This is a genomic window from Cryobacterium frigoriphilum (assembly GCF_004403305.1).
GTDB lineage: Bacteria > Actinomycetota > Actinomycetes > Actinomycetales > Microbacteriaceae > Cryobacterium > Cryobacterium frigoriphilum.
In genome coordinates this window covers 1-11,925 of sequence record NZ_SOHE01000089.1, presented here as the reverse complement: position 1 = coordinate 11,925, position 11,925 = coordinate 1, and the positions used below count along the sequence as shown (strand labels likewise).

The window sequence follows — 11,925 nt, the reverse complement described above, 5'->3', positions numbered from 1 at the left end:
GCCCCGCGGGCGCGCCTGCACGCGGGCCGTTCGCTGCCCCGCCCCAGCCTGCCCAACCGCGGCGGACCGCCGACCGTCGCCGGCCGCTGGTCGATCGTGCCGGTCGCCGACGATTCCCCGACCCGCCGCGCGCACGCTCTCGGCGAGACCCTGCTCGAACGCTACGGCGTCGTCACTCGCGGCCCGGTGATGGCCGAAAACGTCACCGGCGGCTTCGCTCTGGTCTACCGCACCCTGAGCGGTTTCGAAGAGATGGGCCGCTGCCGCCGCGGCTACTTCGTGGAGGGCCTCGGCGCCGCCCAGTTCGCGACCGGCGGCACCATCGACCGGCTGCGCGGGCTGGTCGACGCCGGCATCGGCTCTGATTCCCGCGCCGAATCGGGCCGGGCAGCGGATGCCGCACCCCGGCAGGTCTCCACCCTCGCCGCCACCGACCCCGCTAACGCCTACGGTTCGGTGCTGCCGTGGCCCGAACTGCCCCCCGGCGTCACCCACCGCCCCGGCCGCAAGGCCGGCGCCATCGTCGTTCTCGTCGACGGGGCGCTGGTGCTCTACGTGGAGCGCGGCGGAAAGACCGTGCTGGCCTGGGACGGCGCGGCCCCCGCCGAAGCGGGTGGGCCGACCGCCGAACCGGAGGAGCAGCCCGGCCCGGGAACGCGTGGCGGGTCACGCCGCATCGTCGAACCGACCCCCGACTTGAGCGCGGCGGCCGGTGCCCTCTTCGGCCTGGTGCGGGATCGCCGGGTCGCCAAACTCGCCGTTGAGACCGTCAACGGGCTCTTCATCATCGGTACCCCCTTCGGGCGGGCGCTGCAGAGCGCCGGATTCACCGAGACCCCGAAAGGCCTGCGTGCCTGAGGTGCAGTGTGCCTGAGGTGCAGTGTGCCTGAGGGCGACACCGTCTTCCGCGAAGCGCGGGCGCTCAATGAGGCACTGGCCGGAGCCGTGCTCACCCGCTGTGATGTGCGGGTTCCAGAGTTTGCCACCGTCGACCTGACCGGCCAGACCGTGCTCGGGGTCATCAGCCGCGGCAAACACCTGCTGCTTCGCGCGGGGGAGAGCACCATTCACTCGCACCTCAAGATGGAGGGCAGCTGGCACCGCTACCGGCACGGGTCACGCTGGCAGCGGCCCGCTTTCCAGGCCCGCATCGTGCTCGAGACGGCCGACTGGGTCGCCGTGGGCTTCGAGCTGGGCATCCTTGAGATCGTGCCCACCCACGCCGAAGAAACCGTGGTGGGGTATCTGGGGCCCGATCTGCTCGGGTCGGGGTGGACATCCGTCGCCGCCGCAGAGGCCGCCGCGCGCCTCGCGGCCGATGCCGGCAGCCCCGTCGCGGTCGCCCTCGCGCGGCAGAGCAACCTCGCCGGGCTCGGCAACGTCTACGTGAACGAACTGTGCTTTCTGCGCGGGCTGCTGCCGACCCGGCCGATGACCGAGGTGACGGATGCCGCCGCCCTCGTCACGCTGGCCCGTCGCCTGCTGCTCGCCAACGTCGATCGGTTGGAGCGCACCACGACCGGCAACACCCGGCGCGGCCAGCAGCTCTGGGTCTACGGCCGCGCCGGCCAACCCTGCCGGCGCTGCGGAACTCCGATTCGCCGCGGCACCATCGGCCGCAATGAGCTCGAGCAGCGCAACAGCTTCTGGTGCCCGCGCTGCCAGACCTGACCCGGCCCGCCGAGTGGGCTCAGTCGCGGACTTCGCACCTTCGCACAGCCCGCGAGGGTGCGAAGTCCGCGACTCGGGTCGAACGGCTCGGTGGCGCGAGTGCCAGCGGGGCGGAACGCAGCCGGGTCTGTCGATACGTGACAGCTGTGAACGCGGGACCCGTCTATGGAGGGGTCGCGGCGTCACAGCTGTCACCTATCGACAGCGAACTCGGGGAACGGCTAGTTGACCGGGCCGGTGTACTTCTCGCCGGGGCCTTCGCCGATCGGGTCCTGAATCGCCGACGCCTCGCGGAACGCGAGCTGCAGCGAACGCAGGCCGTCACGCAGGCTGCGGGCGTGCATGTCCGAGATGTCGGGGGCGGATGCCGTGACCAGGCCGGCCAGGCCGGTGATCAGTTTGCGCGCCTCGTCGAGGTCGATCTGGGCGGCCGGGTCGTCGGCCAGGCCGCACTTCACGGCGGCGGCGCTCATCAGGTGTACGGCGGCGGTCGTGATGATCTCGACCGCGGAGACATCGGCGATGTCGCGGGTAGCCTGCGCCGTGCGGGAGGCCTGCTCGGCCTCCGACGCGTCGTAGGCGGCAGCGGCCGCGACTGTCTCGGCGGCGGCCTGAGCGGCCGTGTCTTGGTCTGTGCTATTCGTCACTGCATTCCTCTGTTAGACTCGTCCGGGTCCGAGATGAAAGTCTCGTACGAAAGTGGAGAATCTCCCACCCGCGCTTGACCGCTTCATAAAGGTTACCGGGTAGTTCGCACTCCGCCGGGCTTCACACGAAGCCAGGCAGCTAGGGTGCCGTGTATGAAATGCAGACAATTAGGTCTGTGTGAATGTGCGTGATTTTCCTCTCTTCGTCCCCAGTCGGCATCCGTCGCCTGAGTGTGGCCCAGAAGCATAGGAAGAGGAGAGACGCATCAGCGATCCCCGTACAAATGACCGTATCCGCGTCCCCGAAGTTCGTCTCGTTGGTCCCAACGGCGAGCAGGTCGGGGTCGTGGCAATTGATGTTGCCCTGCGACTGGCTCAGGACGCCGACCTCGACCTCGTCGAAGTCGCCCCCGAAGCCAAGCCGCCCGTGGCCAAGATCATGGACTACGGCAAGTTCAAGTACGAGGCTGCGCAGAAGGCCAAAGAGGCCAGGCGCAACCAGGCGAACACGATCCTGAAAGAGGTTCGCTTTCGCCTCAAGATTGATACCCACGACTACGAGACCAAGCGCAAACGCGCCGAAGGCTTTTTGAAGTCCGGCGACAAGGTCAAAGCCATGATCTTGTTCCGCGGTCGTGAGCAGTCTCGCCCCGATCAGGGCGTGCGCCTGCTCCAGAAATTTGCCGAGGATGTCAGCGAGTACGGTTCCGTGGAATCGACTCCGACCATCGACGGACGAAACATGGTCATGGTGATTGGCCCTCTGAAGAACAAGTCAGAGGCCAAGGCCGAGATCAACGCACATAAGGCTGCTGACAAGGCAGAAAAGGTTGCCGACAAGGCAGACAAGGTTGCCGATAAGGCAGCGAAACTGGAGGATAAAGATGCCTAAGATGAAGACCCACTCCGGGACCAAGAAGCGTTTCAAGGTCACCGGCAGCGGCAAAATCATGAAGCAGCAGGCTGGGCTTCGACACAACCTCGAGGTCAAGAGCACGCAGCGCAAGTCCCGCTTGAACCACGACCAGGTCCTTTCGAAGGCCGACACCAAGACCGTCAAGAAGCTTCTCGGCCTGTAACGGCTCACACACACTAAAGGATTCTGTAGAAAAATGGCAAGAGTAAAGAGGGCTGTAAACGCCCACAAGAGTCGTCGCGTTATTCTCGAACGCGCCAAGGGTTACCGCGGACAGCGTTCACGCCTGGTCACCAAGGCGAAGGAGCAGCTCACTCACTCCTTCACCTACAGCTACCGTGACCGCCGCGCCCGCAAGGGTGACTTCCGTCGCCTGTGGATCCAGCGGATCAACGCTGCGTCCCGTTCGAACGGCCTCACGTACAACCGCCTGATCCAGGGCCTCGGCCTGGCTGGCATCGAGGTTGACCGTCGTATCCTCGCTGACCTTGCGGTCAACGACGCCGCGACGTTCTCGGCCCTCGTCGAGGCGGCCAAGGCTTCCCTTCCCGCCGACACGTCGGCTCCGAAGGTTGTCGCTGCAGCGTAGTTGTACCAGCCGCCACCGCGCGACTGACCATGAAGAGGAGCGGGCTGCTTTATGCCCGCTCCTTTTCTGTGCGTTAAGCTGGACTTATGCTTGATAACCCACGTTCCCCGCGCGTTCGCGCCGTCGCAAAGCTTGCGAAACGCGATGCGCGTCTCGAGATGGGACTGTTCCTTCTCGAAGGCCCGCAGGCCGTCTCCGAGGCCCTCACCTTCCGCCCCGAACTCGTCGTGGAGCTGTACGCCACTCCCACGGCCCTCGATCGCTACACCGACATCGCCGCTGCTGCAATAGACGCCGGCGTCGAGGTGGAGTTCGTCTCCGAAGAGGTTCTCGACGCGATGGCCGACACGGTCACCCCGCAGGGCTTCGTCGCCGTCTGCCACCAGTTCCCCACCAGCGTCAAGAAGATCTTCGCCGCCGGCCCGAAGCTCGTCGCGATCCTGGAAGAGGTACGCGACCCCGGCAACGCGGGCACCATTATTCGGGCAGCGGATGCCGCGGGCGCCGACGCCGTGATTCTCACCGGACGCAGCGTCGACCTGTACAACCCCAAGGTCATCCGCTCCTCGACCGGCTCGATCTTTCACCTGCCCGTCGCGATCGCGGCGGACCTCGACGACGTGCTCTCGCGCGCCAAGGCCGCCGGGCTGCAGCTGCTCGCCGCCGACGTGAAGGGTGACGACCTGCTCGAGGCCCGCACGAGCGGCCTGCTGCTCGCCCCGACCGCGTGGCTGTTTGGCAACGAGGCCCGCGGCCTCACGGACGAGAACCTCAAGGGTGTCGACCGGGCCGTCAAGGTGCCGATCTACGGGCACGCGGAATCCATGAATCTGGCCACCGCGGCATCCGTCTGCCTGTACGAAAGTGCCTTCGCGCAGCGCAGCTAAACCCCGTTCGACCGGCGTAATTTCTGTGGCCCACCCGAAAATCGGGTGGGCCACACGTGTGCCCACTGTTACGAATGGGTTACCGTCGGGGAGTCGGTGCACCAAACGTTTCAATTGCGCCTAAGTTGGGGGGATGGAGCCAATAGACCCGACGCCGGCCACCTCGAATATCACGGTCCGTCGTGGCGAACCCCTGGTAGTCGTGAAAGACATCAACAAGCACTACGGAGAACTGCACGTTCTCAAGAACATCAACGCCACGGTCAACCGTGGCGAGGTGGTCGTGGTCATCGGGCCGAGTGGGTCGGGCAAGTCCACCCTCTGCCGGGCCATCAACCGCCTCGAGACCATCGACGACGGCGTGATCACCATCGACGGTGTGAAGCTGCCGGCCGAGGGCCGAGCCCTCGCCACCCTGCGTGCCGACGTCGGCATGGTGTTTCAGGCCTTCAACCTGTTCGCGCACAAGACGGTGCTCGAGAACGTCACGCTGGGCCCCATCAAGGTGCGCGGCCTGTCGAAGGCCGCCGCGGAGAAGAAGGCCATGGCCCTGCTCGAACGCGTCGGCGTGGCCAACCAGGCCAAGAAGATGCCGGCCCAGCTCTCCGGCGGCCAGCAGCAGCGCGTCGCGATCGCCCGTGCGCTCGCGATGGAACCGAAGCTGATTCTGCTCGACGAGCCCACGAGCGCGCTCGACCCCGAGATGATCAACGAGGTTCTCGAGGTCATGGTCGACCTGGCCAACGACGGCATGACCATGATCGTCGTGACCCACGAGATGGGCTTCGCCCGCAAGGCCGCGGACCGCGTGATCTTCATGGCCGAGGGCGAGATCGTTGAGGAGACCACCCCCGAGGAGTTCTTCACCAACCCGCAGAGCACGAGAGCGAAAGACTTCCTCTCGAAGATTCTGGCCCACTAGAGCTTTTTCCCTAGAACTCTCGTGCACTATTCAGTGAACGAGACCGTCCATAGCACCTCACAGCAATCAGGAGCAGACACATGAGACTCAAAAAAGGCCTCGCAATTTCGGCCCTTGCCCTCGCGAGCGCACTCGTGCTCAGCGGTTGCACCGATTCGGGCGCATCCACTGACGCTGTGCCCGTCGAGGAAGCCCCCGAGTTCGCAGCGGGTACCACGATGGCCGATCTCGCCGAAGCCGGCGAGATCACCATCGGCACCAAGTTCGACCAGCCGCTCTTCGGGCTGAAGGGCACCGGAGACCCCGTTGGGTTCGACGTCGAAATTGGCAAGCTGATCGCCGCCAAGCTGGGCATCCCGGCCTCCGGCATCACCTGGACCGAGACCGTATCGGCGAACCGCGAGCCGTTCATCCAGAACGGTCAGGTGGACCTCGTCGTCGCCACCTACACGATCAACGACACCCGCAAGGAGGTCGTGTCCTTCGCCGGGCCGTACTACTCCGCCGGACAGGACCTGCTCGTTCTCGCCGGGAACACCGACATCACCGGCCCGGAAGACCTCACCGACCAGCCCGTGTGCACGGTGAGCGGCTCGACGTCTGAGAAGAACATCGCGGCCTACACGACGGACATCCGCGCCACCGACACGTACTCGAACTGCCTCGGCCCGCTGCGCAGCGGCGAGGTCGTTGCCGTCACCACGGACAACGTGATCCTCGCCGGCATCGCCGACCAGAACGAGGGTGAGTTCGAGGTCGTCAACAACCCGTTCACCGAAGAGCCCTACGGCATCGGCCTCGCGCTGGAAGACACCGAGTTCCGTGACTTCATCAACGACGTGCTCGAAGAGTCCTATGAAGATGGCACCTGGGTTGACGCCTGGGAGTCCACCGCCGGCAAGGTTCTCGACACCCCCGAGCCCCCGGCCGTCGACCGCTACTAGTCGACACCGCAACAAGCCGGGATGGCCCGTTCGAGTTCGGACGGGCCATCCTGGTGAGTATCCCCGCCAGATCACAGTTAGACAGACCTAAGAAGAGGAGGTGAGTTGTGGACGCAGTCATCGACAACCTGCCAACGTTCCTGGAAGGCTTCCGGAACACCCTGGGCCTCCTCGCCCTCGCCGGAATCGGCGCATTCATCCTCGGCATCGTTATCGCCGCGATGCGGATCTCGCCCGTGGGGTCATTCCGTGCCTTCGCAACGGTGTACACCGAGATCGTGCGCAACACTCCGCTTACCCTCGTGCTGTTCTTTTGCGCTTACCTGCTGCCGTACCTGCAGTTCAGCCCGGGTTACTTTCAGCTGGCCGCGATCGGCCTGACGGTATACACCTCCCCGTTCGTCGCCGAGGCGTTGCGTTCGGGTGTCAATGGTGTGCATGTCGGCCAGGCCGAGGCCGCCCGAAGCATCGGACTCACCTTTGGCCAGACGCTGTCCTTCATCGTGATGCCGCAGGCGCTGCGGATGGTCATCCCGCCGCTGATCAACGTCTTCATCGCCCTCGCCAAGAACACCTCGGTCGCCGGAGCCTTCTTCGTCTTCGAACTCTTTGGGGCCGCCCGCCAGGTCACCAACGATCGCGGTGACGCGGTCATCGCCATCCTGCTCGGGGTCGCCGTGTTCTACCTCATCATCACCATTCCGCTCGGCCTGATCGCCGGCCGGATCGAAAAGAAGGTGGCGGTACTCCGATGACCTCCGTACTGTATGACGTTCCCGGCCCCAAGGCGCGTGCGCGCTCGCGCGTGATTTCGATCCTGGGCATCGTGCTCATCGCCGGCGGCATCGTCGCCCTCGTCGTGGTGCTCGGCCTGCCCAAGGAGAGCGCCAACGGCGCCGTGCAGCCGGGCCTCTGGGATGCTTCCCGGTGGGATGTCTTCAACGATGTGCAGGTCTGGCGTACCCTCGGGATCGGTGCCCTCAATACCCTGCGGATGGCCGCCGTCGCCGCGGTCTTCGCCCTGATTATCGGCATCCTCTTCTCGTTCGGCCGCGCCGCGGACAGCGCGTGGGTGCGCGTCCCAACGACGGTCGTGCTCGAATTCTTCCGCGGCATGCCCGTGCTGCTGATGATGCTCTTCATCCTCCTGGTGTTCTCCACCGGGTCGTTCTGGGCAGGCGTCAGCGCCCTGGCCGTCTACAACGGTGCGATCATCGGTGAGGCCCTGCGCGCCGGCATCAAGGCGCTCCCCAGCGGTCAGCGTGAAGCCGGTCTCGCCATCGGCCTGACACCGGTCGCCACCCGTTTCCGCATCGAGTTTCCGCAGGCATTCCGCCAGATGCTGCCGATCATCATCGCGCAGCTCGTCGTGCTGCTCAAGGACACCTCGCTCGCCTTCGTCGTGGGGTACAACGAACTGCTCCGCAGCGGTAACTACAACCTCTCTCAGTTCTTCGGCAACCGGTACCAGTTCTCGTTCTTCTTCGTCGTGCTGGTGATCTACCTGGCGATGAACCTCTCACTGTCCTGGCTGGCCCGCGTCATCGCGCGCCGCACCGGCTCGAAGAGCGGCGGGGTCACACCTACGGAGAAGCGCGACGGGCCGACCAAGCCGGGCGACCCGAACCTCGTCTACTCGAATGCTCTCGGCGCCCAGTCGACCGGTCAGCCATCGTAACCGGGCCGCCATAGCCACCGGGCAGCCACCACGACGAAGCCCGCTAAACTTGGGCCTTGTGTCTGCTCCCACTGAAAACCCCACCACAACTTCTGAACCGGCAATTTCTGAATCGGCGGTGAGCGCCGCGGTCACCGCGGCACTCACCGCCATTTCTGCCGCCGAGACCAGTGTCGCCCTCAAGGCCGTGAGAACCGAGCACGCGGGGGAGTCCTCCCCGCTCGCCAAGCTCAACGCCCTGATGCGCAGCGTGCCGAACGACCAGAAGGCAGCCGCCGGCAAGCTCGTCGGCCAGGCCCGCGGCCGCGTCACGCAGGCGCTGACCGCGCGCGAGTCCGAGATCGGCGCGGCAGAGGCCACCGCCCAGCTCGCCGCCGAAGCCGTGGACGTCACCGCGGCGGCGTCGACCTGGACGGCCGGGGCGCGGCATCCGATCTCCGTGCTGATGGAGCGTGCCGCCGACGTCTTCGTGGCGATGGGCTGGGAGGTCGCCGAAGGGCCGGAGCTCGAGAGCGAATGGTTCAACTTCGACGGCCTCAACTTCGATGAGGACCACCCGGCACGCGCGATGCAGGACACCTTCTTCGTTGAACCGACGGATGCCCACCTCGTCTTGCGCACGCAGACCTCGCCCGTGCAGCTGCGCGCGCTGCTCTCGCGTGAGCTGCCCGTCTACGTCGTGGGCCCCGGGCGCGTGTACCGCACCGACGAGCTCGACGCGACGCATACCCCGGTGTTCCACCAGATCGAGGGCATCGCCATCGACAAGGGCCTCACCATGGCGCACCTGCGCGGCACGCTCGACCACTTCGTGCAGGCGCTGTTCGGGCCCGAAGCGAAGGTGCGCCTGCGCCCGAACTACTTTCCCTTCACCGAGCCGAGCGCCGAGCTCGATGTCTGGCACCCGACCTTCAAAGATGGCGCTCGCTGGATCGAGTGGGGCGGCTGCGGCATGGTGCACCCCAACGTGCTTCGTTCGGCCGGAATCGACCCGGAGATCTACTCCGGGTTCGCGTTCGGTGTCGGCGCCGATCGCGCCCTGATGTTTCGCAATGATGTAAAGGATATGCACGACATGGTCGAAGGCGACGTTCGGTTCAGCCAGCAGTTCGGGATGAACGTCTGATGCGGGTTCCACTGAGCTGGCTGGGCGAGTACGTCGACCTGGCCCCCGGCACCACGCCCGAAGACGTGCACGCCGCCCTCGTGAAGGTCGGCCTCGAAGAGGAAGACATCCACCGCTTCGAGCTCTCCGGACCCATCGTGGTCGGCGAGGTGCTCGAATTCGTCGGAGAACCGCAGACCAACGGCAAGACCATCAACTGGTGCCAGGTACGCGTGGCGCCCGGCGACGAGCTGGCCGCCGACGGCGGCCCTGCCGTGCACGGCATTGTCTGCGGTGCCCACAACTTTCTCGTCGGAGACAAGGTCGTCGTGACCCTGCCCGGCGCGGTGCTGCCCGGCCCGTTCCCGATCGCCGCCCGCAAGACCTACGGCCACACGTCCGACGGCATGATCGCCTCAGCGCGAGAGCTCGGACTCGGCGACGAACACGACGGCATCCTGCGTCTGGCCGACCTCGGCCTCGACGCGCCCGTCGGCACCGACGCGATCGCGCTGCTCGGCCTCGACGACTCCGCCGTGGAGATCAACGTCACGCCCGACCGCGGTTACGCCTTCTCGATTCGCGGCGTCGCCCGCGAGTACTCGCACTCCACCGGCGCAGCCTTCCGCGACCCCGCGCACCGGGTGACCCCGGTCGCCCCGCACGTCGAGTTTCCCGTTGTCATCGACGACCGGGCTCCTGTGCGCGACCGCCTCGGTGTGAGCGTGTTCGTCACCCGCGCGGTGCGCGGCATCGACCCGACCCGGCCGACTCCGGCCTGGATGGTCGCCCGCCTGGGGCTGGCCGGCATCCGCTCGATTTCGCTCATCGTCGACGTGACCAACTACGTGATGGTCGAACTGGGCCAGCCGATTCACGCTTATGACCTCGACAAGCTCAGCGGCGGCATCCTGGTGCGCCGGGCCCAGCCGGGTGAGAAGATCGTGACGCTCGACGCCGTCACCCGCACCCTGAACGGTGAAGACCTGCTGATCACCGACGAATCCGGGCCGATCGGCCTGGCCGGTGTGATGGGTGGGGCGTCGACCGAGATTGACAGCGCGAGCTCCAATGTGCTGATCGAGGCCGCGAACTTCGACTCCGTGTCGATCGCCCGCAGCGCCCGCCGGCACAAGCTGCCGAGCGAGGCCAGCCGTCGCTTCGAGCGCGGCGTCGACCCCGCTGTTGCCGCCGCGGCTGCGGCGCGCGTGGTCGAGCTGCTCGTCGAGCTCGCCGGCGGAACACCCGACGACCTCGGCTCGGTACACCACAACGCGCCAGCGCCGACACCGATCGTGCTGCCCGTCGGTTTCGTCTCTGGCCTGATCGGCCTCGCGTACACGGCTGAGGAGGTGCGGCACGCGCTCACCGAGATCGGCGCCCTGCTGGTCGAAGCGGATGGCGACCTGGTCGCGACCCCGCCGACCTGGCGGCCCGACCTGACCGACAAGTGGACGCTCGCGGAGGAGGTTGCCCGCATCGTGGGCTACGACCGCATTCCCTCGGTGCTGCCGATCGCGCCGCCAGGCCGCGGACTCACCACCTCGCAGCGCCTACGCCGCACGGTCGCCCAGACCCTTGCGGCGACCGGACACACCGAGGTGCTGACCTATCCGTTCGTGGGCAAGGGCGTGAACGCTCTGTTCGGGGCGGCTGCCGCCGGCTCCGTTGCGGAGATTCGCCTGAAGAACCCGATGGACGGGGAGGCGCCGTTCCTGCGCACCTCGATGCTGCCCGGGCTGCTGCAGATCGCCCACCGCAACCGCTCGCGCGGCATCATCGACCTCGCCATCTACGAGCAGGGCCTCGTGTTCCGGCCCGAAGCCGGGGCCAGCTACGGCACTGCGGTGCTTCCGGCCGGCGGAGCGCTCCCCAGTCTTGAGGCCATCGCGGCGCTCAACGACGGCATCCCGCCGCAGCCGTATCGCGTCGGCGTCGTCATCGTGGGCAACACCGTTCGGCACCAGCCCGGCCAGCCGGCCGTGCCCGCCACCTGGCAGGATGCCCTCGCCGCCGCGCAGCAGGTCGCACTCGCGACCGGGGTACGCATCGAGGTGCGCCAGGGGGCGCATCAGGCCATGCACCCGGGCCGCACGGCAGAGCTGTTCGTGTCGACGGATGCCGGCCCTCGGTCGGTCGGATTCGCCGGCGAGCTGCTGCCCGCCGTCGCCAAGTCGTTCGACCTGCCGGCCGTGGTCGCGGTCGCCGAGATCGACCTGAGCGTGGTGCTCGATCACGCCGAACGGGAGCTGACCGTGCACCCGATCGGCACCATGCCCGCGGCAACGCAGGACCTGTCGCTCGTGGTCGCCGCGGAGGTGTCTGCCGCCGAGCTGAAGGCATCCGTCGTCGCGGGCGCCGGAGCGCTGCTCGAGAGCATCGAGCTCGTCGACGACTACCGCGGCGCCGGCGTTTTGCCGGGACAGAAGTCGCTGACCTTCGCGCTGCGGTTCCGTGCGACGGACCGCACCCTGACGGCGGCCGAGGCGAGCGATGCCCGGCTGGCCGGCGTCGCCGCGGCGGGCGCGGCGTTCGGGGCGACCCTGCGCGAGTGAGCGGTGGGGCG

At 66.9% G+C, this 11,925-nt stretch carries 13 protein-coding genes; 12 read left to right on the top strand and 1 reads right to left on the bottom strand.

Annotated elements, in window-relative coordinates; all coding sequences use genetic code 11:
- Both E3T55_RS20410 and E3T55_RS19580 read left to right on the top strand, forming a co-directional pair.
- Positions 1 to 858 (top strand): Lhr family helicase (locus E3T55_RS20410; RefSeq protein ID WP_420898021.1); only part of this gene is annotated, 858 nt, incomplete at its 5' end.
- Positions 859 to 882: 24 nt separating this feature from the next.
- Positions 883 to 1,671 (top strand): DNA-formamidopyrimidine glycosylase family protein, encoded by a 789-nt coding sequence (locus E3T55_RS19580; RefSeq protein ID WP_134521242.1) that lies wholly within the window; start codon positions 883 to 885, stop codon positions 1,669 to 1,671.
- A gap of 221 nt (positions 1,672 to 1,892) precedes the next feature.
- Here E3T55_RS19580 and E3T55_RS19575 read toward each other — a convergent pair whose 3' ends face one another.
- The gene (locus E3T55_RS19575; protein ID WP_134521240.1) at positions 1,893 to 2,318 is read right to left on the bottom strand and encodes a DUF1844 domain-containing protein; all 426 of its coding nucleotides are present in this window, start codon (positions 2,316 to 2,318) and stop codon (positions 1,893 to 1,895) included.
- 265 nt (positions 2,319 to 2,583) lie between these two features.
- Here E3T55_RS19575 and infC point away from each other — a divergent pair, with 265 nt between their 5' ends.
- The 10 genes from infC to pheT all read left to right on the top strand — a co-directional run bounded on the left by infC (position 2,584) and on the right by pheT (position 11,914).
- Positions 2,584 to 3,210, top strand: coding sequence for a translation initiation factor IF-3 (gene infC / locus E3T55_RS19570; protein WP_134521238.1), 627 nt, complete (start codon positions 2,584 to 2,586; stop codon positions 3,208 to 3,210).
- On the top strand, positions 3,203 to 3,397 hold the full coding sequence (rpmI, locus tag E3T55_RS19565) for a 50S ribosomal protein L35 (RefSeq protein ID WP_134521236.1): 195 nt from the start codon (positions 3,203 to 3,205) through the stop codon (positions 3,395 to 3,397). Before infC ends, rpmI begins: the two co-directional genes overlap by 8 nt.
- 33 nt (positions 3,398 to 3,430) lie before the next feature.
- A complete protein-coding gene (gene rplT, locus E3T55_RS19560) occupies positions 3,431 to 3,823 on the top strand; it encodes a 50S ribosomal protein L20 (RefSeq protein ID WP_134521235.1) in 393 nt (130 codons plus the stop codon).
- Between the two features lie 86 nt (positions 3,824 to 3,909).
- A complete protein-coding gene (locus E3T55_RS19555; protein WP_134521233.1) occupies positions 3,910 to 4,710 on the top strand; it encodes a TrmH family RNA methyltransferase in 801 nt (266 codons plus the stop codon).
- A 133-nt stretch (positions 4,711 to 4,843) separates the two neighbouring features.
- Positions 4,844 to 5,632, top strand: coding sequence for an amino acid ABC transporter ATP-binding protein (locus E3T55_RS19550; RefSeq protein WP_134521231.1), 789 nt, complete (start codon positions 4,844 to 4,846; stop codon positions 5,630 to 5,632).
- 80 nt (positions 5,633 to 5,712) lie between these two features.
- Complete coding sequence (locus tag E3T55_RS19545) at positions 5,713 to 6,576, top strand: glutamate ABC transporter substrate-binding protein (RefSeq protein WP_134521229.1); 864 nt, start codon at positions 5,713 to 5,715, stop codon at positions 6,574 to 6,576.
- Positions 6,577 to 6,683: 107 nt separating this feature from the next.
- The gene (locus tag E3T55_RS19540; protein ID WP_134521227.1) at positions 6,684 to 7,331 is read left to right on the top strand and encodes an amino acid ABC transporter permease; all 648 of its coding nucleotides are present in this window, start codon (positions 6,684 to 6,686) and stop codon (positions 7,329 to 7,331) included.
- A complete protein-coding gene (locus tag E3T55_RS19535) occupies positions 7,328 to 8,254 on the top strand; it encodes an amino acid ABC transporter permease (protein WP_134521225.1) in 927 nt (308 codons plus the stop codon). The genes E3T55_RS19540 and E3T55_RS19535 overlap by 4 nt, the downstream gene beginning before the upstream one ends.
- A 58-nt stretch (positions 8,255 to 8,312) precedes the next feature.
- Positions 8,313 to 9,380, top strand: a complete 1,068-nt coding sequence (gene pheS, locus E3T55_RS19530; protein ID WP_241993166.1) for a phenylalanine--tRNA ligase subunit alpha — start codon at positions 8,313 to 8,315, stop codon at positions 9,378 to 9,380.
- Positions 9,380 to 11,914 carry a phenylalanine--tRNA ligase subunit beta gene (gene pheT, locus E3T55_RS19525; RefSeq protein ID WP_134521221.1) on the top strand — a complete coding sequence of 845 codons (2,535 nt, stop codon included), beginning with the start codon at positions 9,380 to 9,382 and terminating at the stop codon, positions 11,912 to 11,914. The genes pheS and pheT overlap by 1 nt, the downstream gene beginning before the upstream one ends.
- Positions 11,915 to 11,925: the final 11 nt, after the last annotated feature.